The sequence below is a fragment of the Pseudomonas sp. OE 28.3 genome (assembly GCF_014268205.2).
GTDB lineage: Bacteria > Pseudomonadota > Gammaproteobacteria > Pseudomonadales > Pseudomonadaceae > Aquipseudomonas > Aquipseudomonas edaphica.
In genome coordinates, this window is the sequence record NZ_CP077082.1 from 6,147,772 (window position 1) to 6,172,869 (window position 25,098).

The 25,098-nt window shown below is 57.8% G+C and carries 34 protein-coding genes; 25 read left to right on the forward strand and 9 right to left on the reverse strand.

All coding sequences use genetic code 11. The features are described from left to right. Positions 1 to 3 precede the first annotated feature (3 nt). Complete coding sequence (locus HU759_RS27690; protein ID WP_186617049.1) at positions 4 to 1,029, reverse strand: tyrosine-type recombinase/integrase; 1,026 nt, start codon at positions 1,027 to 1,029, stop codon at positions 4 to 6. A gap of 2 nt (positions 1,030 to 1,031) precedes the next feature. Then, positions 1,032 to 1,271, reverse strand: coding sequence for a helix-turn-helix transcriptional regulator (locus HU759_RS27695; protein WP_170037003.1), 240 nt, complete (start codon positions 1,269 to 1,271; stop codon positions 1,032 to 1,034). A gap of 93 nt (positions 1,272 to 1,364) precedes the next feature. Between HU759_RS27695 and HU759_RS27700 the strand changes: the two genes are divergently transcribed. The 7 genes from HU759_RS27700 to HU759_RS27730 all read left to right on the forward strand — a co-directional run bounded on the left by HU759_RS27700 (position 1,365) and on the right by HU759_RS27730 (position 6,848). Beyond that, the gene (locus HU759_RS27700) at positions 1,365 to 1,598 is read left to right on the forward strand and encodes a hypothetical protein (protein ID WP_170037000.1); all 234 of its coding nucleotides are present in this window, start codon (positions 1,365 to 1,367) and stop codon (positions 1,596 to 1,598) included. Next, positions 1,598 to 4,285: a toprim domain-containing protein gene (locus HU759_RS27705; RefSeq protein WP_170036997.1), complete on the forward strand. Its 2,688-nt coding sequence runs from the start codon at positions 1,598 to 1,600 to the stop codon at positions 4,283 to 4,285. Before HU759_RS27700 ends, HU759_RS27705 begins: the two co-directional genes overlap by 1 nt. A gap of 449 nt (positions 4,286 to 4,734) precedes the next feature. Beyond that, a complete protein-coding gene (locus HU759_RS27710) occupies positions 4,735 to 5,007 on the forward strand; it encodes a hypothetical protein (RefSeq protein ID WP_170036994.1) in 273 nt (90 codons plus the stop codon). Positions 5,008 to 5,028: 21 nt separating this feature from the next. Further along, positions 5,029 to 5,664 carry a hypothetical protein gene (locus tag HU759_RS27715; protein WP_186617047.1) on the forward strand — a complete coding sequence of 212 codons (636 nt, stop codon included), beginning with the start codon at positions 5,029 to 5,031 and terminating at the stop codon, positions 5,662 to 5,664. After that, positions 5,661 to 5,912, forward strand: a complete 252-nt coding sequence (locus HU759_RS27720) for a hypothetical protein (RefSeq protein ID WP_170036991.1) — start codon at positions 5,661 to 5,663, stop codon at positions 5,910 to 5,912. Before HU759_RS27715 ends, HU759_RS27720 begins: the two co-directional genes overlap by 4 nt. Before the next feature lie 132 nt (positions 5,913 to 6,044). Next, a complete protein-coding gene (locus HU759_RS27725) occupies positions 6,045 to 6,353 on the forward strand; it encodes a hypothetical protein (protein WP_170036988.1) in 309 nt (102 codons plus the stop codon). Positions 6,354 to 6,698: 345 nt separating this feature from the next. Further along, complete coding sequence (locus HU759_RS27730; protein WP_170036985.1) at positions 6,699 to 6,848, forward strand: hypothetical protein; 150 nt, start codon at positions 6,699 to 6,701, stop codon at positions 6,846 to 6,848. 38 nt (positions 6,849 to 6,886) lie between these two features. Here the strand turns inward: HU759_RS27730 and HU759_RS27735 are convergent, their stop codons facing one another. The 3 genes from HU759_RS27735 to HU759_RS27745 all read right to left on the reverse strand — a co-directional run bounded on the left by HU759_RS27735 (position 6,887) and on the right by HU759_RS27745 (position 8,369). After that, positions 6,887 to 7,147, reverse strand: coding sequence for an ogr/Delta-like zinc finger family protein (locus HU759_RS27735; protein WP_170036982.1), 261 nt, complete (start codon positions 7,145 to 7,147; stop codon positions 6,887 to 6,889). A gap of 89 nt (positions 7,148 to 7,236) precedes the next feature. After that, a complete protein-coding gene (locus HU759_RS27740; RefSeq protein WP_170036977.1) occupies positions 7,237 to 7,686 on the reverse strand; it encodes a hypothetical protein in 450 nt (149 codons plus the stop codon). Further along, the gene (locus tag HU759_RS27745; protein ID WP_170036974.1) at positions 7,683 to 8,369 is read right to left on the reverse strand and encodes a hypothetical protein; all 687 of its coding nucleotides are present in this window, start codon (positions 8,367 to 8,369) and stop codon (positions 7,683 to 7,685) included. Before HU759_RS27745 ends, HU759_RS27740 begins: the two co-directional genes overlap by 4 nt. A gap of 779 nt (positions 8,370 to 9,148) precedes the next feature. On the opposite strand from HU759_RS27745, the gene HU759_RS27750 reads away from it, so the two are divergent. Together HU759_RS27750 and HU759_RS27755 are read left to right on the forward strand one after the other, a co-directional pair. After that, a complete protein-coding gene (locus HU759_RS27750; RefSeq protein ID WP_170036971.1) occupies positions 9,149 to 9,439 on the forward strand; it encodes a DUF3077 domain-containing protein in 291 nt (96 codons plus the stop codon). A gap of 465 nt (positions 9,440 to 9,904) precedes the next feature. Next, positions 9,905 to 10,714, forward strand: a complete 810-nt coding sequence (locus HU759_RS27755; protein WP_170036968.1) for a hypothetical protein — start codon at positions 9,905 to 9,907, stop codon at positions 10,712 to 10,714. A 74-nt stretch (positions 10,715 to 10,788) separates the two neighbouring features. On the opposite strand, the gene HU759_RS29945 is transcribed toward HU759_RS27755, so the two are convergent. Together HU759_RS29945 and HU759_RS27760 are read right to left on the reverse strand one after the other, a co-directional pair. Further along, positions 10,789 to 11,634, reverse strand: a complete 846-nt coding sequence (locus tag HU759_RS29945; RefSeq protein WP_225933072.1) for a phage portal protein — start codon at positions 11,632 to 11,634, stop codon at positions 10,789 to 10,791. Beyond that, positions 11,546 to 13,534 (reverse strand): terminase family protein, encoded by a 1,989-nt coding sequence (locus HU759_RS27760; protein WP_170036965.1) that lies wholly within the window; start codon positions 13,532 to 13,534, stop codon positions 11,546 to 11,548. The genes HU759_RS29945 and HU759_RS27760 overlap by 89 nt, the downstream gene beginning before the upstream one ends. Before the next feature lie 161 nt (positions 13,535 to 13,695). Between HU759_RS27760 and HU759_RS27765 the strand changes: the two genes are divergently transcribed. From HU759_RS27765 to HU759_RS27820, 12 genes are all read left to right on the forward strand, one after another. After that, complete coding sequence (locus HU759_RS27765; protein WP_170036962.1) at positions 13,696 to 14,499, forward strand: GPO family capsid scaffolding protein; 804 nt, start codon at positions 13,696 to 13,698, stop codon at positions 14,497 to 14,499. Continuing rightward, positions 14,496 to 15,530, forward strand: a complete 1,035-nt coding sequence (locus tag HU759_RS27770) for a phage major capsid protein, P2 family (RefSeq protein ID WP_170037071.1) — start codon at positions 14,496 to 14,498, stop codon at positions 15,528 to 15,530. The genes HU759_RS27765 and HU759_RS27770 overlap by 4 nt, the downstream gene beginning before the upstream one ends. Then, positions 15,527 to 16,210 (forward strand): phage terminase small subunit, encoded by a 684-nt coding sequence (gene gpM, locus HU759_RS27775; protein WP_170036959.1) that lies wholly within the window; start codon positions 15,527 to 15,529, stop codon positions 16,208 to 16,210. Before HU759_RS27770 ends, gpM begins: the two co-directional genes overlap by 4 nt. Before the next feature lie 101 nt (positions 16,211 to 16,311). Next, positions 16,312 to 16,773, forward strand: a complete 462-nt coding sequence (locus HU759_RS27780) for a head completion/stabilization protein (protein WP_170036956.1) — start codon at positions 16,312 to 16,314, stop codon at positions 16,771 to 16,773. Then, complete coding sequence (locus HU759_RS27785; RefSeq protein WP_170036953.1) at positions 16,773 to 17,228, forward strand: phage tail protein; 456 nt, start codon at positions 16,773 to 16,775, stop codon at positions 17,226 to 17,228. The genes HU759_RS27780 and HU759_RS27785 overlap by 1 nt, the downstream gene beginning before the upstream one ends. After that, positions 17,209 to 17,676 carry a phage virion morphogenesis protein gene (locus HU759_RS27790; protein WP_170036950.1) on the forward strand — a complete coding sequence of 156 codons (468 nt, stop codon included), beginning with the start codon at positions 17,209 to 17,211 and terminating at the stop codon, positions 17,674 to 17,676. The genes HU759_RS27785 and HU759_RS27790 overlap by 20 nt, the downstream gene beginning before the upstream one ends. 12 nt (positions 17,677 to 17,688) lie before the next feature. Next, complete coding sequence (locus HU759_RS27795; protein ID WP_170036947.1) at positions 17,689 to 18,804, forward strand: DUF2586 domain-containing protein; 1,116 nt, start codon at positions 17,689 to 17,691, stop codon at positions 18,802 to 18,804. A gap of 3 nt (positions 18,805 to 18,807) precedes the next feature. After that, on the forward strand, positions 18,808 to 19,257 hold the full coding sequence (locus HU759_RS27800) for a phage protein (RefSeq protein ID WP_170036944.1): 450 nt from the start codon (positions 18,808 to 18,810) through the stop codon (positions 19,255 to 19,257). Position 19,258: 1 nt separating this feature from the next. Beyond that, positions 19,259 to 19,624, forward strand: coding sequence for a DUF1353 domain-containing protein (locus tag HU759_RS27805; protein WP_170036941.1), 366 nt, complete (start codon positions 19,259 to 19,261; stop codon positions 19,622 to 19,624). Continuing rightward, a complete protein-coding gene (locus tag HU759_RS27810) occupies positions 19,624 to 19,893 on the forward strand; it encodes a hypothetical protein (protein ID WP_170036938.1) in 270 nt (89 codons plus the stop codon). Before HU759_RS27805 ends, HU759_RS27810 begins: the two co-directional genes overlap by 1 nt. Beyond that, positions 19,890 to 20,177, forward strand: a complete 288-nt coding sequence (locus HU759_RS27815; protein WP_170036936.1) for a putative phage tail assembly chaperone — start codon at positions 19,890 to 19,892, stop codon at positions 20,175 to 20,177. Before HU759_RS27810 ends, HU759_RS27815 begins: the two co-directional genes overlap by 4 nt. 23 nt (positions 20,178 to 20,200) lie before the next feature. Continuing rightward, positions 20,201 to 20,341 (forward strand): hypothetical protein, encoded by a 141-nt coding sequence (locus HU759_RS27820; RefSeq protein ID WP_170036934.1) that lies wholly within the window; start codon positions 20,201 to 20,203, stop codon positions 20,339 to 20,341. 59 nt (positions 20,342 to 20,400) lie between these two features. Here HU759_RS27820 and HU759_RS27825 read toward each other — a convergent pair whose 3' ends face one another. Both HU759_RS27825 and HU759_RS27830 read right to left on the reverse strand, forming a co-directional pair. After that, positions 20,401 to 20,865 (reverse strand): DUF2442 domain-containing protein, encoded by a 465-nt coding sequence (locus HU759_RS27825; RefSeq protein ID WP_170036932.1) that lies wholly within the window; start codon positions 20,863 to 20,865, stop codon positions 20,401 to 20,403. Further along, positions 20,853 to 21,083, reverse strand: coding sequence for a DUF4160 domain-containing protein (locus tag HU759_RS27830; RefSeq protein WP_170036930.1), 231 nt, complete (start codon positions 21,081 to 21,083; stop codon positions 20,853 to 20,855). The genes HU759_RS27825 and HU759_RS27830 overlap by 13 nt, the downstream gene beginning before the upstream one ends. A gap of 51 nt (positions 21,084 to 21,134) precedes the next feature. Here HU759_RS27830 and HU759_RS27835 point away from each other — a divergent pair, with 51 nt between their 5' ends. The 4 genes from HU759_RS27835 to HU759_RS27850 are packed head-to-tail and all read left to right on the forward strand — an operon-like array spanning position 21,135 to position 25,093. Further along, positions 21,135 to 23,093 (forward strand): phage tail tape measure protein, encoded by a 1,959-nt coding sequence (locus HU759_RS27835; protein ID WP_170036928.1) that lies wholly within the window; start codon positions 21,135 to 21,137, stop codon positions 23,091 to 23,093. Further along, the gene (locus HU759_RS27840) at positions 23,090 to 23,407 is read left to right on the forward strand and encodes a DUF2590 family protein (RefSeq protein ID WP_170036926.1); all 318 of its coding nucleotides are present in this window, start codon (positions 23,090 to 23,092) and stop codon (positions 23,405 to 23,407) included. Before HU759_RS27835 ends, HU759_RS27840 begins: the two co-directional genes overlap by 4 nt. Beyond that, positions 23,404 to 24,576 carry a baseplate J/gp47 family protein gene (locus HU759_RS27845; protein ID WP_170036924.1) on the forward strand — a complete coding sequence of 391 codons (1,173 nt, stop codon included), beginning with the start codon at positions 23,404 to 23,406 and terminating at the stop codon, positions 24,574 to 24,576. The genes HU759_RS27840 and HU759_RS27845 overlap by 4 nt, the downstream gene beginning before the upstream one ends. After that, a complete protein-coding gene (locus HU759_RS27850) occupies positions 24,569 to 25,093 on the forward strand; it encodes a phage tail protein (protein WP_170036922.1) in 525 nt (174 codons plus the stop codon). Before HU759_RS27845 ends, HU759_RS27850 begins: the two co-directional genes overlap by 8 nt. Positions 25,094 to 25,098: the final 5 nt, after the last annotated feature.

Consider the following 25,098-nt stretch of genomic DNA (forward strand, 5'->3'; position numbering starts at 1 on the left):
CCTTTATTCATCTCTGTTCAATTTCGCTAATGGGTTGAGCCTCACGACTTCAACCATATGCCTAGGACTAAAATGCGCATATTTCTGAGTCATAGCTAACGTCGCGTGCCCCAACGCTTTTTGCAGCGTGAGAATATCTCCACCATTCATCATGTAATGCGTCGCAAAAGTATGCCGCAATACGTGCGTTAACTGCCCTGCCGGCAACTCAAGCCCAACAACATCCACAGCACGGCGAAATGACTCGTACCCAGGTCGAAACGGAAGTGCCTTACGCAATCGCTTATACAAGTCGTCAGCAATCGGAACAGACCGATTCTTGCTGGACTTAGTCCTGGAGAAGTGAATAAGCCTGTCGCGAACCTGCCGCACTTGCAGCCCCTCCGATTCGCCCCACCTCGCTCCAGTAGCAAGGCAAACCTCAGAAATGAGCAGAGTGTCATCCTCCAGCGTTGCCAGATGGCTCAGCAGCACATCCATCTGCAAATCCGACAGATAAGCCATTTCTGCTTCGTCAAATTTCAGCCCCCGCACATTGCTCAGAGGATTCGGCAGACTCCACTCATCCAACCGTATCAGCTCGTTAAACACCGCCCGCATATAAGCCAGTTCGTGATTCAACATGTTCGCGCTAATCGGCCGGCCAGGCTCATCCTCCTTCATATACCGCGAGTGCTTACCCTCAGCCCGTTCCGCCCGGTACTGGGCAAAGTGAGATGAGCTGAAATTCACAGCCTTCGGGTTCCCCATCCGCTCCACCATCAGCAGCAGTTGCGCCTTACGCGCCTCACCCGTTTTCAGAGTTTGCCCGTGCAGCGTGTGCCAACGCTCAACCAAATCGCTCAGGTGCCGATTGTCGGCTTTGGGCTTTTTCTGATACTCGCCCTTAACCCCCTCTCCCATGATTCGCCGCTCAAAAGCCAGCGCTTCATTTTTTGTGCGAAACGTCTTCCGCACCCTGCCCCCCTCCGATCCCTCAGGTCGGCAATCCACCTTGTAACGCCCATCCCCCAACTGTTTTATCGTCATCGCTACTCCGCACTGATTTGCCCACATGCCGGGGCGGTCTCATCGGTCATTAGCCAAAGCGTGTATTTCTTGAAGCTGGGATGCATGGCGATTTTCTGCATCGCGATGTAACTGACCTCGACGCGCAGTCCCAATTCGTACTTCTTGTAACTGCTCAGACTCAGCCCCGTCGCCTCGCAAAGCTGCGATTGGGTCATGCCCTCCTTGCGCCGCATCGCCTTCAACTTCTCGCCCAGCTCCATTTCATACTCCCCTTGACAAGGTTCCGTATGGGTACTTATTGTAGTACCCATATGTGCACTTTTACTACCAATATTGCTGGAGAGACTATCAGAATGCAGATCTGCATCGACACGCCATACGTAACCATCAGCGAATTCGCACGCAGGTCGGGCCAATCCAATTCATCCATTCGCAGGGAAATTACCCAAGGCCGCTATGTCATCCGCCCAAAACAGCAAAGCTCCAAAGCCGCCGTGTTGATCAACATGGTCCACATCACCGTCGAAGCGGCCGAGCAGGCCGAACGCATCCGCTCAAGCGATAAGAAAGAAACCGGAGCGCGCTAATGACCACGCGCAAAAAAACCACCCAACAGGCCTACGACGACATCTACCTAAAAGAAGTCGTCGACGCCCTCAAACACGACGCCGACCTCGACTTCAAAACCATCGACGCCAAGTACATGCAAAACGGCGTCTGCCCCAACCCTAAATGCGGCGAGCGCACCGTCTACATCGCCATCAACCAGCCCTACCAACTCAAATGCAACCGCCTCACCAACTGCCAATACGAGGAAAAAACCCGCGAACGCTACAGCCACTTATTCGAAAACCTCAGCGAACGCTTCCCCAAAACCGAGACCAACCCCAACGCCACCGCCGACGCCTACCTGCAGCGCAACCGCGGCTTCGACATCAGTCAGTTAAAAGGCTGGTACCAGCAAGGCCGGCGCAAACTCAAAGACGGCCAGTGGGCAGACACCGTTCGCTTCCCGCTTTGCGACGGGCATTGGGAACGCCTGATAGACGCCACAGCCGTCTCCGCCAATGGCGGCGTCAAAGCGGGCATCAAGAAGGGCATGACCTACCTCGGCAACGGCTGGATGCCGCCGGGCATCACCATAAACAAGAGCGATCGCGTCTACATCGTCGAGGGCATTTTCCACGCCATCGCGTTGCACCTGGCGGGCTTCAAAGTGATTGCCTCGATATCAGCCAACAACTTCCCCTGGCTGATCATCGAGGCCAACAAGGGCAAATCCATCACCTGGGTCATCGCCCTGGATGACGACCCGGCCGGGCACTTGATGATCCCCAAATACCTGCGGCAACTGCGGGAGATACACGAAATTGCCTGGGTAGCGCTCGCCGGCGAGCGTGATTGGGACGACGTGCACCGCGACGGCCAGCTCGACGCCGCCTTCATGGCCGAAGCCGAATATCAAGGCCGTCTTTTCAGCGCCGAAAGCACCAGCAAACTGGCCTACCTGCTCTACTTACGTCGGCCGATTGCGTTCTACCTGATGGAGTTTTGCAACCGTCTGTACTCGGCCAAGGTGGCGCAAAAAGACCTGCACGATGACCTGGGCGAAGAAAAGGTCGAGGGTAATCGTGAGCTGTTCAACAAGCACGTCAAAATCAAACAAGTCGCCAACTGCATCCCCAACCTGGAATACCTGGAAAAAGACATCATCACCAGCGAGCAGCGCTACTTTTTCGACTTCCGCTTCCCGGACAAGTCCCGCAGTTGCAAGGCGCCGCTCGCCCCAAATGCCATCGCCGACCCACGGGGCTTCGCTCGCTCCCTGCTCGAGCAAACACCCGGCGGCAACTTCGAAGGCGGCGAGCCGGTGCTGGCCATCCTGCGGGACAAATGGCTCAACGACGAACGCCGACCGGTGCGTACCGTGCGCAGTCTGCCGTTCGTGGGGTACGACGACACCACCGGGCTCTATTGCTACCCCACCTTCGGTTTTCACCAAGGTAAAGAGCTGCCCGTGAACAGCCACGGCTTTATCGACATCGCCGGCAACGGCATCAAAACCAACCTGGCCAACTTCAAAATCGACAAGTCCCAAGACTTCGACCCCGAATGGTTTGAAGACTTCCTGGCGGTAAACGGGCTGAACGGCTTGGGCATATTAGCTTGGTGGACCGCTGCCTACTTCGTGCAACAGATCGGCGTAAAACAGGCGTCCTTTCCCTTCATGGAATTCACCGGCCAACCGGGCGCCGGCAAGTCCACGCTGCTGCGCTTCCTGTGGCGACTTACCGGCCGTGAAAACTTTGAAGGCATTCAGCCCAGCGGCGCAGGCGCCAGCATGATCGGCCTATCGCGCAGCTTCGCTGAAGTCAGCAACCTGCCCGTAATTTTGATCGAGTCCGACAAAGAACACAGCGACAGCCAGGGCCGCAAAGTGGTGGTGCAGTTCCACTTCGACGAGTTCAAACGGCTCTACGACTACCACGCCACCCTGCGTGTTACAGGCGTCAACACGGGCGGCAACGAGACCCGAACCACCTACTGGCGCGGTGCCCTGGGCATTTCGCAAAACAACAGCGTGGACGGCTCCGAGGCCACGCTGTCACGCATCGTGGAATTCCACGCCACCAAAGACCACCACAGCTTGGCCCTTAAGCCCCGCGCCGATCGTTTGAAAAGCATGAGCGCCAAAGACCTTGGCGGCTACCTGCGCCGATGCCTGGCCGTCGAGCAGCAATGGCTGGCCCGCTACTTCGACGCCTTCCCACGCTGCGAACAGCGCCTGCAGAGCCATGCCGCCATTAACGAGGCGCGTATCGTGCTGTGCCACGCGCAAGTCCTGGCCGCTGCCTACGCCACCCAGGCGCTGTTCCCCGCGTGGACCGACGACCACCTGGACAGCTTGGCCAAACACCTGGAACAACGCGCCATTGCCCGCCAGCAGCGCTGCCGATCGGAACACCCCGACGCCGCCACCTTCTGGCAGATCTACCACTACCTCAACGAACGTGTGGTGACCATAACCGACAGCAACGGCACCCGCGAAGAAACCCACGAAACCCTCAACCACAGCGGCGAACGCGGCGTGGTGGCCATCAACATCGAGCACTTCCAGGAAACCTGCCGCAAAGCAGGCCAGGAAGTATTGACCCGCGCGCAACTGCAACGCGCTCTGCCCCAAAGCACCACCTACACCTTCGTGGCGGCCCGCAAGGCCTACTCCCGGCTTGAACGGCGAACCATCAACTGCTGGATCTTTAAAAAGCCCTGACCGGCGCTGATTAACCGGGCGTTTTCGCTCAGGGGGAAGTGTTGCCCGCGTTTTGGCAATGAGCTTGTGAGTAAGCCCGATGCCCGTCCGTAATTTTTGAACTATTTAGGTATTTATAAATGAATTCAGTTACTTATAAAAAACCATCACTGGAATGTCACCGGAAGGCACTGCACTACTTTTCATTCCAGCCACATACCGTTCATACCTCCCTCACCCAAACCCGCCGAACGCCTCTAACCACGCGGCCTACAGCCTATTACCCACACCCGCCTAGTTCAGCGCATTCCATTTGCACCGGACTACTTTCTCGGCCACTTGCACCCAGCAGATACATGGCTTCCAGCCCTGTAACCACGCCAACAGTTCAAACATTCCAGCCCTACCCGACCCTCGCGCAAAAACCACTGCGCGGGCAATTTCCTGCCCACTGAAAAAGGAGCTTCACCATGCCTGTACACGTCATCACCGGCCCCCGCGACTCCGGCAAAACCCGCCGACTGCGCGCCCTGCAGACCGAGCTGCAAACCCAGGGCGCCGACATCGCGATTATCACCGGCAACGCCTGCACCACCACCTACCTGCTCGCACGCATCCGGCAGCAAGCCGAGGCCGGCGCAGGCCACTTTCTGGCAGACGACTGCACCCGCGACCAGATCAAGGCCGTGCAGAAGATCGATCTGCCCGAGCAGTTCACCCTCTACCTGGCGCGCCAGGCTTAAACCCCAACAAGGAGCAACACCATGAGCGATGCACTGATAAACGCACTGTCGGACTTTTGGGCTTACCAACAGCGCCGCCCCATCATCATCAAAACCGGCGTCCAGGCGCTGCACCGTTTGATCCCCATTGCCCTCAGTCGCACAGCAACCGGCAAGGCCGTCGGCCGATTTCTGCTGGGGTTGTATGACGGGGTGACCTACCGATTCGACCTGAAACAGCTACATCGCTTGGCCCCACGGGAGTTTGAAGACTGCTTGCAGGTGCTGGAGATGGACTACATGCCAGAGGTAGAGGTGCATGAGCGCGTAGAAGAGGGCGAAAACCTGTGGCGCGAACTGATCGAGTTATGGCGCAGCCAACCGCTGGTGCCTGTTCACCCTCGTTCGGCGCCCCTGAACAACGTAGCGCTTCACGCCAAGCACCGAGCGCCAATCGAAGCCAAAGGCATAGAAGCATTCGACCACCTGCTACAAGTCGCAGAGCGCGGTACCCATCAGAGCCGTATTGTGGGGATGTTTTTGATGAGCCTGATTTACCGCAACCACTACCGCTTCAACCTCAGCGACCTGCGTGGGCTCGACATCAAGCTGTTCGAACACTGCATCAGCGTGTTGCGCATGGACTACTTCCTCTACACGCAGGCGGGCAAACCATGAACCTCCACTACCGCGCCAATGCCCTGATAGGGCGCCTAAGCCTGCCCAGCTCATACGTCGAGAACCGCACCGCCGAAGACCTGGCTGAACTCGCCGCCGCCGACCACTGGCGCGCCCACCCGCAAAGCCGCCCGACGTTCGTCACCGTCGTGCATCTGCACAACGTAGAAGGCCGCGACCTGGGCCTGTTTGAAGTGCGCTGCGAACGGCGGCCGGTATTCACGGCCAACCCATTGCTGCAAGGCTGAAAAAGACGGTGCCGAGGAGTTCGTACCTCCCCGACACCTGCCACCACACAAGGAGCAACACCATGCAAGCACAGCACCCCCGCAGCAGCAGGCACAAGGCTACCACGGGCAACTTGGATCGAGGACGTCACCATGGATGACCGGCGAATCGCGCACTTCCCCACGCGGAATCGCCAAGGCAGTTACTGCCTGTGCATCGATGGCGAACTGGTGTTTGTGCCAGATGAGCAGATCAAACAAGCCCGGCGACAACTGGGCCTGCGTTCTGATGCGCAACTGCTGGGCGCCACGCGCTTACTGGAATTCAACAGTGGCGACCGAGTGGTGCGCATTCCACTGCCTGGCACACAACTGGTCGCCGCCTTTGAAGGGCGAGACGGTCAACGCTTCTATGGCGTCGTCACACTCGATGCGTTGAATTACTACCTCAGCCCGAGTTAAGGCGCTCGCCGTTTTGAAACAAGGGCGCTTCGAGCGCTCTTGTTTTGTAATCAGATGAGACGACGACCAAACGCTTTCAACCCGCCCGCAACGTTTTTCATCTCTGCCGACCCCACCAAAAAGCCCATGCTAGAGCCTTATACCTGCGCACACACGAAACAAAACTTTTCAGCTAAACACAATTTGAATCACTGACAACATAGGTAAAAACGCTAACTACGATGCGTTTTTTCGGCGGTTGGCTGGGGATATTACCTACTTACATTTGCCTGAAAAAACGCACTCGCACGGAAAAATCTGGCCCTTAAACTACTGGCCAACTACACCGAAAAAGGAGAAATCGTTGTGTTGAATTCCAAAGTCTGCACTTCGAAATTGCGCGAAGAATTCGAAGAATGCGGCCACAGCTTCGCCCTACTGGTCTACCTGCTGGGAGGTGACCTGCAGCTGCCGCAGCGGGCGAAATTGGCGCTGTTTGAGTATGGCGTTGCTTAGCTGGAACGCTTTGAACGAGCTGAGGCAAGGTTGCGTGATTACGTGGATGACGCCATGCCCAACTGATCAAACAGGTCGCGTTGCTGGACCTTGGACAAGCTGCGCAGGCGGTCGAACAGTAAGCGGTCGACTGCCTGGGCGGAGGGGCTCAGGGTATGGGAGAAGGTGAGGTTGGCTACCCAGGTGTGACCGCAGTGGGGGGAGCTGCATTGGCAGTAGAGGCGGGCGAATTCGAGTGATAGCTCGTCGCGGGAGACAATTCGCCCTTTCTGGCCGCATATCTTGCAGTGCACCCTCATAAACTCCGAACCTTTAACTTAACCAACCTGCATCTTAACATGAGCGTTAACAACGCTCATCTCGTGTCACGACATTGGAAAATAACGATTCATTTTTTCGCTTTGCTTTCTCCACTGGATTGGCTAGCGATAGCGGTTACTCTGTCTACTTGGCCTTCAGTATTGCTATCCAGCGTTACGTTCTCCACAACGGCCTTGACAAGGGCTAAGTATTCCAGCTCTGCCTGAGTCTTTGTAATACTTTTGTTCGCTTTTTTCTCATCTATTAGTTTGAAAGCATTGACAATTGATGGATCTACATCCTTCCTTGTCAAATATGCAGGCAAATTCATTACAACTGCACCCAACCCCATCAAGTGCCATATTTTTATGGCCGATATGCTCGCCCATTCAATAGTTTTCAAAACGGGAGTAAAAAACCCTATAACTCCGTCCAAAACTACTCCGAGCAAAATCCCAATACTTGTTCCTTTCGGATTCGCCACAAAAAGAATATTTATGGCTCTACGCGCGAACTCTGACGAGGCATCACTATTCATACATTCACCTTCCTACCAGAGAAAATCAAATCAGAAGCCTCATCAAACGAAGGAGCTGGAATGACCTTTTTCAACCCCCCCTGATCATTAAAATCATTCTTATCTGCATGAGCAAGCACAAATCGAATTATTTCACGACTTTCAAACTCGTTCTTACCATACCAGCCCTTGTTAATTCGATATTCAATTAACTTATGATCAATGAATATTGCTGAAAGCCCAACAAACACAACAAATATTACAAAAGTATTCATTTCAGCCCCATTAACAAAGGCCGCCAGGGCATTTACAACTAGTACAAGAAACAAGATCCCCTGTATTTTAGTGGCCTGCTTAAGCTTTTCTCCCAGCATCAGACCAACAATAGTCTTTGATTTTCTCGCGTCTTTTTTGCCTGACGCAGCTTGCTCTGCAATTCTGGCCATTGACAAAGCCAAACTCGAATTAAGTATTATGGTTATAGTCCTTATTATTCTTAGCTTCGGAAACCCTTCTATATCAAATATATATTCAAGCATCCTCACATATGCTTTTGCGACCCCGCGGACATCATGAGCCTTCATAATATTCAAGAGCGCGTCACGTAACTCCCGATCCCTCATCGAGATAAAAAAGCTCAACGCAGCGCCCGCTATGGATAGCGCGACCCCACCATATGTTAAATAATCGAAAAGCTCAGACATGCTCATTATATTCCCTATAACTTTGAGGACTGATTTATTGAAAACTTAAAATACTTAATCTGACCAGCATCAAGCAAGAAAAATTTTACAACCAATGATATCAAAATGATATCCCCACGTCTACTTCATAGGCTTCTACATTTAACTTAGAACTCAAATAATTCTTCAACCAATCCAGACATACGAACCTTCTAAATCACCACCCAAGCCTTAGCTTATACGCTATGCCTTGCCCATACGCTAATAGGCGTAATTGAACGGGTAATTCGTCGTGACCCGGCTATAAAACTTCTTGAGCCGTAAGACATGGAATGATCGCGTAGTACAGGTACTCCAAATTAATGAAGTTGAAACTGGATCGCATAAACGGTACTTGACCACAGGGATGCCTGTTTTCAAAACCTCCGTATCTCACTCTGAAATATCTTTCGTACTCCGAGAGTTGCAGCCTAGAGGTGATCACGATAACCTTTCAATGTCGCTGCTCATCAGCGACCGGGCCTGGAAACCCGTCACCGAGACGCACGCAGCGTCGTCAAGCAATCAGCAGGCGCTTTTTTTGTGCCTGCGGTTTGTGCTTTTTGGCGGCCGTGTGCGGGAGACATTCGTGTCTGCCGAGTTGTCTCTGTCTCGGTTTCCAGCCTGCGCACGGCTGCCACCCATCGCCTGGAATCGATGTGTGGTCGCCTCAGTTGGTCATCAGAGAGGTTTCACACCATGCTTGATTACCGTAGTGCCTTACGTACCAATGCCGCCCCCCATCGTGTGGGAGGTCAGCAATGAGCAACCCCACCTCAGCAAAAACCATTGGCGCCCAAACCTTCGCAGATTGCGGCGAAGAAAAAGCCCATTTGAAGCTGTTCCGCGTCAACGCGGGCGTGCCGATTCAGGAAGCCCTGGAACACGCAGCGCACGTTCTCTACTACGCAAAAATGCTCTCGCTTGAAGCCGCCATGGACCCCAGGGCGGAGAAGTTCGCGTTCGCCTCGCACTACCTGTGTGACATGGGCAAGGCGATCATTGATGACCTGGTCCTGGCCTTGCAGCCAGACAGCCCAACCCCGCAGTAAATAGCGTTGCTTGGCGCCCGGCATGACCGATCGGGCGTCTGTTCATCATTGCGCTTCCCACCTGTCCCCCGTCCGACGCCGATCTGTTTCAACAGTTCTCTAAATCCAGCTTCCAAGCCTCGAAAATCAAAGGGGCTTCAGCGTATTTAAACACTTTTGAAATAACGGGCAATACGCCTGAAAGTTAGCGCTGGCTAACGATTGTTACTCTCTACTTCCTCATCGATAGGGACGCAGCTAGGCGGCTCAACCAGCTCAGGACGATAGCCATACGTTTGATTCAACGGAATGACCGTGAGCACCTAGGAATACGGTTTAGCCAAGTCAAATCGCCCTTTTTACTGCATCCCGTCTGAGGTGCGCTTTTATGAGCGCTTCATTTTTTCTCATGCACGGCCTGCACAGGTGCCATCCCTCCATGAGAGATGATAGCATTCCGCCACTCTATGGAAGGTGGTGTCGGCGATGGATGATGAGGGTGATTTCAAGAAAGCGCGTGGGTTCCTGCTGACTTATTCAGCATTGGTCCTTGCTTTGTGGTATTTCGGGGCAGACCTGACCCAATTTAAGTTAATGGGCAATGAGATAAAGCTGCAGCACCGTACCGAAAGTGCTTGGCTGGTATTAGCTATCATTAACCTCTATTTTTGGTTTCGATGCTATCAGAGAGTACCCCCTCTGGGGCTCTACTTCGACGAGCCGATGAATAGTCTCTACGATTCGGCGCTGATTTGGAGCGCATCATGGCGGAAGCGCTTAGAACTCAACAAGAAAGTGCAGAAGAGTTTTGCTGACGAATACCAGTCAGAGGGAACCATTCAAATACATAGTCCCACAGGTGAAATTACAGCAAGCGATGCTATCAAACGGGATCGAAGGCGAGAACGGGATTGGGAGAAGGAACAGAAACGCCTCCCCACAAACGAACAAAAACAGTTTGAATACAGAAAAACAGCTCCCGAGCTGTACCGGCTCTCCCGCGTTGTTCGGACGGAAATAGTTCTCCGTCGGTCGTACTCGCATATAGGAAAAGAGGGAAGCAGAAAGGAAAACGCAGGTGGCGCATATGTTGAATACCATCCACATGTATTATTCACTTGGCTGGTGAAAGCCTTCACCATTGTACGAGGAATTTTTGTTACCCCGTGGTTCACCGATCACATCGCTCCCTTGGTGCTTGGCGGTATCAGTACCATCCTTGCACTTTGTAAGTGGTACTCCATTAACTTCTGCACCGCTGATCACCCTTATGCTGCAATGTTGTGCGGCCTGTAGCCCTAAGCATCTGTGCGCCCCGTTGTAAATAACCTGCGCCCGGTTCCTGCCACCGGGCTTCAGGTAGATCACCATCAACCGTCTGCCCACCCTACATGCCTGTCCCTACGCAATCGACCATTCAGCTGCAAAAACAACTGCCTGATCGGCCTTATCTCGTTGTTGGTGTACACCCGGTCAATCTTCTCCACATCCCCAAACCCCGCCGCATTCTCAGGCATACACCCCGCCAGCGCCGGGTTCATCCGCCATGCTGCAATCACATCATTACGCGTGATGTTCTTGATCCGCTCAAACTCATCTTTAGTCGCGATATCCCCCACCGGAATGATCTGAATAGCCTTATCCCCTCCCCCCGGTATATTCACAAACAACGACCGAAAATTCCCCACGCCCTTGCTCGCCCCTATCTGGTTTTGCATGCGTTCCTCATCCGCTTCCGACAGGTTCGGGTCATTGGTGTAGAAAATGAATCCGGCATGCGCGCCGTTGTTGTAATACCGGCGCCGAAACAAGGTGGCCGATTCGTTGAGCAGCAGCGCGTGCATCCCGCCCAAGTAATCCGGCACGCCGTAGATGTTCTGTTCCACGTCGTAGTCCATCACATGCTCCACCTGGTCCTCTTCAAAGTGCAGTTGCTTGCCACCTGGCAACAGCAGCACAAACCCGCCCCCGACCTTTCTGCGCATGTTCAACGCAGGTAGATGCTCCAGTTCCAGCACCTGCCCCAGCACGTTGGTTTTACGCTGAAAGTACGCCTCCCCGAACACCATAAAATCCAGCGCCGCACGGCCCATGGTCTGCGTACTGCACCCGGCTGAGGACACGAAGTCACGCAGCAGCAGGTTGCGCTTGAAGCGCGGAATGGTGCCGTGGTGGGCATTGGCGCGCAGCAGTTTGGCAAGGCCGGTGCGGGACACGGGCGGCGTGTAAAGCTGGCCGTCGTCGCTGGCGAAGACGCCCATGTATTCGCCCAGGTTGCCGGTCAGCACCGACTCGGGCGCGCCGAAGCTGAACGTCTTTACCTTGTGTCGCGCGGGAATGGCCGGTGGCGTGGGATCGTTCATGGCTGCCTTCGAGGGTTGACCAGCGGCTGCGCCGCTTCTTGTTGACGTTGAGGGGTTCATGGGCCAGCGCGTGCATCACCGCCCAGGCGATGTCGGCGTGGCCGGTGGCGTCGGTTCGTGATGCGCTGTAGGTGATCTGGCCGCTGGTGGTGGCGCCGCGTTTGATGGTCAGGAAGGCGGCGGCGATGTCGTTCCAGCCGGCGTCCCATTCGATACGGCGGCCTTGGATCGTGTCCTGAGCTTTAAGTACCAGCGTGTTTTTGGTTTCCAGGCTGTAGTGGATCGGCGTGGCGCGCGGGAAGAAGTCGCGCACCAGATCGAACACGCCATAGCCGACACCCGTTATGTCGATCCCGATGTACTGCACGTTGAAACGGTCGCAAAGCTTTTTGACTTGGCTGGCCTGATAGGTGAACGAGTGGCCGCGCCAGGAATGCTTTTCCAGGATGCGGAATTTGCCGCCCTGCTCCAGCGGCGGCGCCACCACCACGCAGGTCGCATCGTCGCGGGTGCGGCTGGGGTCATAGCCAATCCACACCGGGGCATTGCCGAAGGGGCGTTCGGCTTTCGGGTCGGCGTCATAGTCGGTCCATAGCGATTGGTCGGAGTAGCAGCGTTCCAGGTCCGCCAGGCTGAACGCGCTTTGCGTGCTGTCGATGAATTGGCACAGGTAGATCTGCTCGAACACCTCATCGGAGTTTTCCAGCCGCAGTTGCTCGAGGTCGAACAGGTCGCCGCCACCGGCGATGGCATCGTGAATGTTGATGATCTTGCGCCACTGGCCATCCGGGCACAGCGCGCCCTGGCGTAGCTCGGCCTCGCCGGGGAACGGCTTGCTGGCGAGCTTGTGTTTGCCGCGGCGGAAGTCGTCGCCGGTCCAGAACGGGTAGGCCTGGTGGCTGGTCGCGCTGGGCGTCGAAAAGTAGGTTTTGCGCCACTTCTTGTGGGTGGCCATCGCCCCGGCCAGGGTGTTGAGCTTGGCGAAGTCGCGAATCCAGAAGTATTCATCCACATACACATGGCCGTGATACCCCTGTGCCGTGCTGCTGTTGGTGCTCAAAAAGCGCAACTCGGCGCCGTTGCTCAAGATGATCGGGTTACCGGTCAGCTCCAGGCCGAACCATTCACGGGCAAAGCCAATGATGTAATTGCGGAATATCTCCGACTGCGCGCGGCTGGCAGACAGAAACATCTGGTTATCGCCGGTCAGTACCGCGTCCATGAACGCTTCGCCGGCGAAGTAGTAGGTCAGGCCGGATTGCCGACATTTGAGGACATTGCGAATGCGCCGGGTCAGCGGGTTCTGTTTGGCGGCAAACAGTTCTTTCTGATAGCCGAACAGCCTGCTGGTGAATTTCTCCACGAAATCCAATTCGGTGAGGGTGGAGATATCGTTTTTGACGGTCCTGGGTTTGCGCTTTGGCCGGTCACTTTTGTCCCTGCTCGGTTCAGTCGGCGCTGCGTGTTTGCTGCATTGCTTAAGCAGCCGCTCGCGCAGCGTGGTCAGGCGGTCCAGCTCATCCAGCTCGGCTTTGCACAGGGCGCCAGGCCTTTCCAGCATCAAGGTTATGCGCCGGCTCACCGCCGTCAGGGGTTCCTCATCCGTCAGCAGCTCGTCCCAGCCGCCTTTGGCGATCCAGTAGTAAACGATGCGCACGTTGGCCAACTTGAGTTCGGCCTGAATTTCACGCGGTTTGCAGCGGCGCAAGTAAAGGCGTCTGGCCGCGTCTTTGACTTCAATCGAGTAGGGCATGAGCCGCAGTCTATGCAGCCAAATCCGCGCAAACCCGCGTTGAAAAACCTCAGCATTCCTACCTGTTCAATGTAGGAATAGCGCGCAGCCGAACCGTTTGTTCGGGAGGTTCTGGCTGCCTATCGTGACGGCCATTACCACCAACGCCGAGCGATAAGCCCATGCCCCGCACCCTTGTTTCTGATTGGAAACGTGTCGCCACCAGCGGCAAAACCGCCGACGGCCGCACGATCAATCCGCAGGACCTGCGGGACATGGCCAACGCTTACGACCCGGCGGTCTACACCGCTGTGATTTGGTTCGAACACATCCGCTACATGGGCAATTTTGGCAGTGTGGTCGAGGTTAAAGCCGAAGACGTGGACGGCGGCAAAGTCGCCCTGTTCGCCAAGCTCTCACCTAACGACAGGCTGCTGCAGCTCAACAAAGAAGCGCAGAAGTTGTTCACCAGCATCGAAATCCAGCCCGAGTTCGCCGACACCGGCAAGCCCTACCTGCGCGGCCTTGCCATCACCGATGACCCGGCCAGCCTGGGCACCGAGCCGCTGCATTTTTCCCGGCGCGCTGACACAGGCAATTACTTCGCTTCCGTCGAACCGTTGGGCGACTTGCTCCCGCCAGACCTGGGCGATGAATCAGCCCTCAACTTTGTTACCCGCTTGTTTCACCAGTTGAGCGGCAAACACACTCCCAAACCCGAGACGCCCGCCATGGACCCAAAAACCGCCGAAGCCTTCGCCGCCGCCGTGGACAAACTCGACAGCGTGGCCACGCGCCTAGAACAGGTCGCACCGGCCCCAGCAGAACCGCAAGCACCCGAAGTTACCGCTGAGCAGTTCAACAGCCTGAAAACCTCGCTGGAAAAGCTCCACACCACCTTTAACGCCGCGCTCAACCAGGGCAGCGGCCAAGTCATCCCCCACAGCACCGGCCCTGTCACCGAAGAACTGGAGCCCGTTTACTGATGAGCCAACTCAGCCCCATCGGCCGCCAGCGCTACCACGCGTTGCAAACCCGCATCGCGCAGACCTATGGCGTGAAAACGTCCCGCGAAGAGTTCAACGTCGAGCCCAGCCTGGCGCAAACCCTCAACGACCAGATCACCCTCAGCTCGGCGTTTTTACAGCGCATCAACGTCATCGGCGTGAACGAGATCAAGGGCGAGAAAGTCATGATGGGCGTCAACGGCACCGTGACCGGGCGCACCGACACCGACAAAAAAGACCGCGAGCCGCGCAATGTGTTGGGGCTGGATGGCAAGGGCTACGAGCTGCACGACACCCACAGCGACGTAACCCTCAAGTTCGCCACCATCGACGCCTGGGCCAAGTTCAAGGACTTTGCCCAACGCTACACGGCCGCCGTGCGCCGCCAGATCGCCCTCGACCGCATCATGGTCGGTTGGCATGGCGTCAAGGTCGCGCCCGACACCGACCGCGAAGCCTTCCCGCTCTTGCAGGATGTGAACATCGGCTGGTTGCAGATCGTGCGCGAACAAGCCGCCCAGCAGATCCTGGTGGAAGGCGCGACCAAGGGCAAAATCCGCCTGGGCATCGGCGGCGACTATGTGAACCTCGACAGCCTGGTGCACGACGTGTCGCTAATGATTGACGAGGAATTCCGCGACGGCGGCGACCTGGTGGCGATCGTCGGCCGTGACCTGTTGGCCCACGACAAGGGCAAGCTGTACGCCAAGCAAGGCCACACCCCCAGCGAAAAAACCAAAATCGAGCTGGCCCAGGTGATCGACACCTACGGCGGCCTGCCCTCCTATACCTGTCCGCATTTTCCGGCCAAGGGCGTAGTGGTGACTTCGTTCGATAACCTGTCGATCTACTTTCAAGACAGCTCATGGCGCCGTCACCTACTGGAAAACCCCAAGCGCTCTCGTGCAGAGGACTACAACAGCCGCAACGAAGGCTATGTGGTCGAGCAGTTGGGCAAGTTCGCCGGCATCGAGGCGGGCAACGTCGAGTTCGTGGAGCCAGAGGCATGAGCCTGGCCCTCAAACACAAACAGCGCGTGCTGGAGCAAGGCCCCGTCGTGTACGCCGAGGTCTACACCCCCGGCACGGCCTTGGCAGGACCTGCCAACGCCCAAAAGCACTTGGCGCTGATGACCACCGCCCTGGCCGAAGACTGCGCGCGCCTGTCCGACCTCAACAACATGGGCGAGCGCCAACGCCTCAAGCGCGACGAGCTGCTGCCCAAGTACCTGGACTACGTGCAGCGCTACCGCGAATCCGGTTTGAACCACCCTAACCCGGTGCTGATGCAGGTGCTGGTGTGGCTGTTCGACACCGAGCTATTCGAGGCGGGGTTAGAGTTGGCCGACTTCGCCCTGCAACAACGCCAAGTCATGCCCGAGCGCTTCAAGCGCGATATCCCCACCTTTATCGCCGACGCGATGATCGATTGGGCCGAAGCCGAGTACGAAGCCAAACGCAGCCCCGAGCCCTACCTGTCGCAACTGCTGCCCCGCGTAGACGGTGAATGGCAGCTGTTCGAGCGCATCCCGGCGCGCTACCACAAGTTGCTCGGCATCCTGGCCATGGACCAGAAGCAATGGGCACAGGCCATCACCCACTTTGAGCGCGCCGTCGCGCTGTACCCCGGCATCGGCGTGAAAACCCGACACGAAGACGCCACCAAAGCCCTGCGCCGACAGACCGTCTGAAACCGACTTACCCCCCCAGCGGGGGCCTGCCGAGGCCATGGTCCTGTACCAATGACCACAAGCAGCCACCCCCGCGTTTTATTTTGAGCGAGCCGCCACCCATGAGTTTTTCCGGTAGACCCACCACCTTGATCGCCCAGCCGATCACCAATGACGGCTTCTGGCCCGACCTGGACGTGGCTGAGTTTCAGCGCGGTTACCGGCTGCCGGCGGAATACCTGGTGGAACTGCTGGTGGACGGCATCGCCCTGGCCATGGGCGAAGTCAACCACGACCTGGCCCGACGCAAAGCTCAATGGCAAAAAAACGGCATCCAGCACGTTGCGAGCGCCGACCCAATGATTTTGCCTGAGCGCACCTTCATGGCCGCCAGCTACAAACGCGCCGTGTACTGCCGAGCCAAGGCCTACCTGTTAAGCCAATTCGCGAGCTTTATCCGCCGCGAGTCGGCCGAGAATTTGGCGAAGGAAGCACCGGAAACCGAGGAGCGGTTCCTGGCGTTCAGCCAACAGGCCGTGCGACTGATCCAAGGCCGCAGCCGCGTCACGGCGGAGTTGATCTGATGGACAAGCTGCGCGCCCTCACCCGCTACTTGGTGGACCGCTTTATGGTCGCACCCGAGCAGTTCGACAGCTGGGCCGAGCAGGTCACGCTAACGCTGAACTGGAAGCCCACCGAGCAAGGTTTGCACATGGGCGACATGCGTTACCGCGCGGTCATCGTGATTGCACGTTTTGCCGACAACCCTGCGCGCTTGATGGCGTTGCTGGGCTCATGGCTTGAAGCAAACGACCCCGGCCGCGAAGACGACCCGTTGCCCGCGCCAGTGATTGAGATCGATCAGCTGACGCCCGATGTCGCCGACGTTGAAGTGCAACTGGACTTTATCGAGCCGCTGCATCTGGCCGAAGCCGCCAACGGCGAGATCGAGGCGTTCGGCAAACGCTGGGCATTTGTGCCGTATGACCTGTGGATCGCAGAACAAGGAGCCGTCAGCCATGACCGCCCCGCTGCTTAGTTTCGACATTCGCGGCCTGATCGAGGCCGAGCAGTGCCTGCAGCTGCTGGCCCTGCCGCCGGCTAAACGTCGGCGATTGCTGAACAACGCCAGCAAGCGCCTGCGCACACGCAACACGCGGCGGATTAGCGCACAGCGCAATCTGGATGGTTCGCCCTTCGCGCCACGCAAACACAAGAGCCGTCGCAAGATGCTGCGCCGTCTGAGCACGCGCCTGCAGGTGACCAGACTTTCACCCGACGCCGCCACCCTGGGTTGGCGCCAACGCCGAAATGCACGCATTGCCCGCGAACACCAGTTGGGGCTGCCTACCGAAGTGACCGCCCGTAACAAACGGCGCAGTTGGAAGATCGAGCTTCCAGCCCGTGAAACCCTCGGCGCCGACCCGCAAGACATACGCGAAATCGTCAGCACCGTGTTGCAACAGACCCTTCAATCGCCCAGGTAAAGAGGCCGTCCCATGGCTCAAGGTCAAGTCAGCGTTAACAATCTCAACCTGGGCCAAGGCCCGGTGACGGCGATTGAACGGCACTTTCTGTTTATCGGCCCGGCGACCAAAAACGTCGGCAAGCTCTTGGCACTCAACACCCAAAGCGATTTGGACGCCGAGCTGGGTACGGCGGCCAGCGATTTGAAAACCCAGATCACCGCCGCCCGTAACAACGGCGGCGACCGCTGGGCTTGCGCCGCCGTGCCGCTCGCCGCCGATGGCGACTGGAAAGCCGCGCTGGACATGGCCCAGGACACAGGTGCATCCGTTGAAGCCGTGGTGATCACCAAGCCCATCACCCAAAGCAGCGACGTGCGCGACATGCACGCCGCAGCGGTGAACCTGATCAACGGCTTTGGCCGGCGCGTATTCTTCATCGCCGCCAGCCACGGCATCAAGCCCGCGCAGGAATGGGCGGATTACCGCCTGGAACAGCGCGCGCTGGTGGCCGATGTATTGGCCAACCGCGTTATCGTGGTACCACAACTGCACGGCAATAACTTGGGCGTGCTGGCCGGGCGTCTGGCGAATGCCGAGGTCAGCATCGCCGACAGCCCGATGCGCGTGGCCACGGGTGCTTTGGTTGGCCTGGGCGCGGTGCCTGTGGATAAAACTGGCCAACCGTTGCCGTCATCCACACTCATCGAGCTGGACAAAATGCGCCTGTCTGTCCCTCAAACCTACCCGGACTACCCCGGTGAGTATTGGGGTGACGCCAACCTGCTGGACGCGCCGGGCAGTGATTACACCGTGGTGGAAAACCTGCGTATCGCCGATAGGGCTGCACGCCGCGTGCGTATTTTGCTGATCCAGATGGTGGCCGATCGTAAGGTCAACAACACGCCCACCAGCATGGCGACCACCAAGCTGAAATTGATGCGCCCGCTGCGCGAAATGTCGCGAAGCGTGACCTTTGCCGGCCAACAGTTTCCCGGCGATATCCAGCCGCCCAAAGACGGCGCCATCACGCTGGTGTGGAAGAACCGAACCACCATCGAAGCCTATCTGCTCATCCGCCCCTACAACTGCCCCAAGGACCTGACGGCAAACATCGCCCTGGACCTTTCCCTGGACGACGAGAAATAACCCATGGCCCGAATCAGCGGTATGAACTTTGATGTGAGCCTGGGCGACCTGCAGGTGCATATCGAGAAAGCCACCCTCGACATCACCGACAACAGCGCCGTGGCGCAGACCAAAGGCGTGCCCGACGGGTATGTGGACGGTGATGTTGCGGCCAGTGGCGAATTCGAACTGGATAGCGCCAACCTGGGGCTGCTGATCCAGGCAGCGAACCGCGCCGGTTCATTCCGCAAGCTGGAACCCTTCGACACGCTATTTTTTGCCAAGACCGCCACCGATGAACTGCGCGTCGAAGCCTTCGGCTGTCGGCTGAAAATTTCCAGCCTGTTGGATATCGACCCCAAGGGCGGGCAGAAATCGATGCACAAGGTGCCGTTCGACGTCACCAGCCCGGACTTTATCCGTATCAATGGCGTGCCGTACCTGGACGCCACCGAGATCGAGGGCCTGCGCTGATATGCCGTTTAAAAGTCATCTTGAGTTACGCCATCGGCCTGGGGATGCGCGCTGGGAAGTGATCCAGCCGTTGCTGTACTGCACCCGTGATGGCCGGCCGATCCGGGTCCCCGCCGGGTATTTGTCAGACCTGGCCAGCGTACCGCGCATCGCCCGTCGGTGGGTGGACACCCAAGCTCCGACAGTCCGCCGCCCCGCTGTCGTACACGACTACCTATACGGCGATCAGGCCCACCGTTTCACCAAGCGCGAGGCCGACCGGATTTTCTACGAGGCGCTGCTGGAAGAAGGCACGCGCCCAGTGGTGGCCTGGCTGATGTGGCAGGCCGTGCGCTTGGGCGGGCGCGGTGCATGGGGCAAACCCTGATGGAAATATCCCCGCTGCATATCAGCATCATGTTGCTGCTCACCGAGTTGGTACTGACCTGGGTAGCCGGCTTCCAGATTTACCTGTTCCGCCAGGTCAATGCTGCCCGCCGCGAGAACCTGGAATTGCGCATCGAGATGGCCACCCATAACGGCCGCCTGGAAGCCTTCGACAAGGCATTAGACAAGCTCGAACACCGCTTCGAAAAACGCCTCGAGCAGTGCCTGGACACCTACTTTTCCAACCTCAACCAAAGGACCACGCCATGAGCGACCGCCGCGACATCACCCTGGAAATCGGTGATCAGGAATTCACCTTTACCCTGGCGCCCCAGGACGTGACCAAGTACTTCAACGCCATCACAGCCAACAACAAAGTGGCGCCGTCCAACAACCTGCTCACAACCACGGTGTTACCCGCCCAAAAAGACGCTCTGCGCCCACTGCTGGCTAACCCGGTGTTCGTGATGCAACTGGCCGGCACGCTGCTGGATGAGTACGCGCCGGATGTCGAAGTCGTCGTAAAAAAGCCCTCGGCCGTGCTGACCGCTTAGGCGACGACAGCCTGGGCCAGCTCATGGCCCTGACCGAACGCTGGCTACCTGGCGCCGCGCCCACGGCAGACAACCTGGGCACGGCCATGTGGCTGGAAAGCGAGTATTGGAAACGCATGGAAATCGCCGTGGCAAACGGGATTGCTGTGGCATTGAAAGGCTAATAAAAACCCCGCACTGGGCGGGGTTCGGGGGCTACGTGATCAGCATGGTTGCTCAAGCATCAAGCACGCTTCAATTGTGGATGCTCTCTCAGATGCTCCCAGCCCAGGCAAGCCAGCGCCAACGTGCGGGGCACCGCTTCACGACCGTTGCTGTAACGGGTGATGCTTCGTGTGCCGACGCCCAGCGCCTCGGCAGCTTGCGTCAGGTTGAGACCGTTACGCGCGCGCCAGCCAATGAAAATGCGCGTGTTTTCGTCCGGCGCAGCTTGAGCCAGGGCGTCCAGATAGAGCGTGTCCGCACCAATCTGGATATCCAGTTCAGGCCATTCGACCGTCCATCCGCCGTCGCCCACAGTCGCACCTTTGAACACAGTGGCCGATTGCAACGGTTTGAGCCCTGGGTAGGTAGCCACGTCCTTGCTCATATCCAGCAAAAATTGTTGGCCATCTATAAATGTCAGCTCCAGCACATGGCCGGAACGCGCCTGCACAGCCCGCAGGCGGGGGCGTTTCATGGATGCCATTTATGCCATTCCTCCAGTAATTCGTCTTGGTGCGCTCGCACCCAGGCCAAAGCCTCTTTCAGCACCACCGTTGGAGCGCGGCCCAGCATCGCCTCACATGTTTCAAGGCTTATCAAGACATCGACGCCGCCGCCCGTCAAGTGCACGTGGGGCGGCAGGTGGTCCTTTTCCCGCAGCTCTATGCGGTACTTGTCGCGAAATCGGTGTTTGGTAGACATGCCCTTACCATATCGCCAATTTGGCGATACATCAAGTGCCTGGACGTGGTCATGAGCGCATCCGCCACCAGCAAACTCGACTTCATCCTGCGCCTGGTAGACCGCGTAAGTCAGCCCCTGGGCAAGGTCAAAACCAGCTTCAGCGACATGGCGAGTCAAGGCCAAAAAGGGATCATCCAGATGGGCGTGGGCCTGGCCGGCATGGTCGGCGCGGCGCATGCGCTCAAAACTGCGATGGCGCCCGCGCTGGGCCAGAACGCGGCACTGGGCGAGGTCGAGAGCCTGGGCGTAGCAGCGGATGCGCTGGAGCTGCTTAACACCAAATCGCTGCAGTTCAGTATTGGCTACGGCGAGAGCGCCACCGCGTTCGTGCGCTCGGCCTATGACATTCAAAGCGCAATCGCCGGGCTGACGGGCAATCAATTGGCGGTGTTTACCAACGCTTCCAACGTGCTGGCCAAGGGCACCAAGGCTGATGCGGCGACCATCACCAATTACGTCGGCACGATGTACGGCATCTTTCAGAAGCAAGCCGACGCCATGGGCAAAACCGCCTGGGTGGAGCAACTGACTGGGCAAACCGCGACGGCGGTGCAAATGTTCAAGACCACCGGCCAAGGCATGAGCAGTGCCTTTACCGCACTCGGCGCCAGTGCGACCTCGGCGGGTGTTCAAGCTGCCGAACAGATGGCCATTCTTGGCACGCTGCAGGCGACCATGAGCGGCGGTGAAGCCGGGACCAAGTACCGCGCGTTTCTCGCCGGGGCCTACGGCGCGCAGGCCAAGCTGGGGTTGTCGTTCACCGACAGCCAGGGGCGACTGCTGCCCATGCTCGACATCCTCGGCAAGCTGAACGCCAAATTTGGCGAACTGGATGCAGCCGAAACTGACTTGATCAGCAAAGCTTTCGGCGGCAAACAGGCCATGGGGCTGATTACGCAACTGCTACCAAAAACCGGCGACCTGGCCAACAGCATCGACCAACTGGGTAAGGTCAAAGGCATGGAACAGGCTGAGAAGATGGCCAAAACCATAGCCGACCCGTGGGAGCGTTTTGAACACGCGATTCTGGCGGTGCGCATTGCCTTCGGCCAGAAGCTGCTGCCAACCCTTAACCCAATCATCGAGCGGCTGGCCGAAGGCGGCGCTGCTGTCGTGCGTTGGACCACGCTGTTTCCCAATCTGACGCGGGTCATAGGCCTGACCGCTCTGGGCGTCATCGGCCTAACCGCCATCGTCGCCCTGCTGACCTTTACCTTTGGCGTGTGGCGCACGGTTGCCATCCCGGTAATCGCGCTGTGGAAACTGCTTAGCCTGGTGGCGTGGCGCAACGTGGGCGCCTTCCTGATGCAGATTCTGCTGGTGACGTTGTACGTGGCGGGCCTGGCTTCGCTGGTGTTGTGGTTTGGTCTGGTCAAAGGCGCGATGCTGTTGTGGCAGGCGGCTATCTGGCTGACTAACGCAGCGCTCTGGGCCAACCCGGTGACGTGGATCGTGCTGGGCATCGTCGCTTTGGTGGCGGTCATCGTTGCCGCTGTGTACTTCTGGGACGAGTGGACCAGCGCGCTGATGGAGACAGCCGCGTTCGAGTGGGTCAGCGAACAGCTGACAGCACTGTCTGCATGGTTCGACGCCATGGGCGGTTGGTCAGGCATGGCCAAAGCCGCGTGGGACGGAATCGTGGCGGTCTTTCATGGCGCCATCAACCGCCTGATCGCCCTGCTCAACACCATCCCTGGCGTTGATATCAAAGCCCAGTTTGGCGACCTGCCGGCCGGACCCAACCTGGAAAGCCTCGACGCGGCGCAACGTGCCCAGCAAACCATCAACGCGGCAATCCCTTCGCTATCACCCACCCGCGCCACTTCAGTTCCACCGGGCGGGTTGCTCACGAATATTCAGAACACCGCCACCCAGAACCGGGGCACCCATGTGGAAAAAATCGAGATCCACACCAACAAACCGATGACCGCCCACGAACTCGAAGGGCTGATGGGGATGGCCGGATGAGCGAGTACGTCGACCTGCTGATTGCCAATAATGACCTGGTGCTGGATCCGTCCAACCAGCCGCTGCTGATTGATGACCGCGCCAGCATTGCCCAGGACATTGCACACATGATCCGTGAAAGTGGTTTGCTGGTGACCTTAGTCGCCGAACGCGACCCACTGCGCCAGCGCGATTGCCTGCAACAGCTGGAATTGCGAATAGAGGCCGATGAGCGCTTGGTGCCGGGCACTGCGCGGGTGCTGCCGCAATCACCGGGCGACTACCTGGTAACGGCCACCACGTTGAAGTTCGGTGATGTAAAGGTGACGGTGTGAGCGCGGATTTTAAACAAGCGCTGCGCGATGCCGGCATCCCAACCACCGAGGCCGAACTGAAAAAAGCCTGGGAAAAGGAAGCGGCCGAACACGGCAGCAAGATCAGCAACACCAGCGCCTATTCGCCTTTTTGGCGAATCATCACCGCCTTGGTGACCAAGCCGGTGCTATGGCTGCTCCACTTCATCACCGACAGGGTGCTACCTAACTTTTTCGTGCAAACCGCGGTGGACGCCTGGCTGGACATGCTCGCCTGGTCGGTGAACATAGAGCGTAAGCCGTCGACCAAAGCCAAGGGCGAAGTGTTGTTCATCCGCGCCACATCGGCCGGAACATTGGAAGTGCCCGCTGGCACGCGGGTACATTCGGCGGCGATCAACGGGCACGTCTACGAGCTGATTACCACCTTGCCGGGTACTTTTGCCGACGGCGAATCGCAGCTGGCTATCCCGGTCGACGCGGCGGAAGCCGGCAGCGGCCATAACCTGGCGCCGGGTTATTACGCGATTCTGCCGGTGCCGGTGCCGGGCATTGTGCAGGTGGTGAATACCGACGGTTGGCTGACCCAACCGGGTGCCGATTCCGAGCCCAACGATCAATTACGCCTGCGTGTGCGCAACCAGTTTTCAGCGGTAAACCAGTACCACACCGACGCCGTGTACCGAGCCATTATCACGAGCTTTCCCGGCGTGCACCCAGATGGCGTGTACTTCAAACACGGGGCACCCCGCGGCCCAGGCAGCGCCAATGCCTATGTGCTGTTTGAAGCAGGAGTGCCGGCGGACGAGTACCTGCAGCAAATCAACGCCTATATTCGCGAGCTGGGTAACCATGGCCATGGCGATGACCTGATGGTGCTGGTGATGCCGGTAGTTGAACACGCGGTCCATCTAACGCTCTGGCCCAAGGCGAACCTGACGGCCAAACAGCGCCCGCAACTGCACGAACAGGTGGAGCAATTCATCCGCGCCGCCTTCCGCGAAAGCACGGCGCATGACTTTCAACCGACCCTGACCTACCCGCAATCACGCTTTTCCATCAGCCGTTTGGGCGAAGAGTTGCACGAGCAATTTCCCACTATCGATTCACTGGAGTTCACCACGCGGGACATTCTTTCTGAGCTGAATATTCCAAGGCTCAAAAGCCTGACGGTGGTGATGGGTGCTTAAGCTCAACTTGCCCTTTTGGCTCAATGCCGGCGAGCTGGCCAAGCTCAAGGCCACCGCCCAAGCATGGTGGGAAACCGTCGAAGGCTGGATACAGTGGCCCCTGCTGCAAATGGACCCCAAACACTGCCACCTGACCATTCTTGACCTGCTCGCCTGGCAACGGGACATCACGCGCTTTAGGGGCGAACCGGAAAGCCTGTATCGCCTGCGTGTGCGGTTCGCCTTTATCAACTCGGTCGATGCCGGTTCGACGGCCGGGCTGATGCGCATCCTCAACCGCTTGGGCGTGGGTTACGTCGAGATCGAGGAACGCCTGCCCGACCGGGACTGGGATGTGGTGCTGCTCAAATTCTCGGACTCCCAGCTCTCGGACAACCCCGAATTACTGCGAGTTATCGTGCAGCAATACGGCCGCACCTGCCGACGCTATGACTTTGTGACCATCACCCCAGTGACGCTGCTGGTGGCCATGGCCGACTTCAACGACGACCAGCAGACGCTGGTTGCCACGCTGTAGGAACC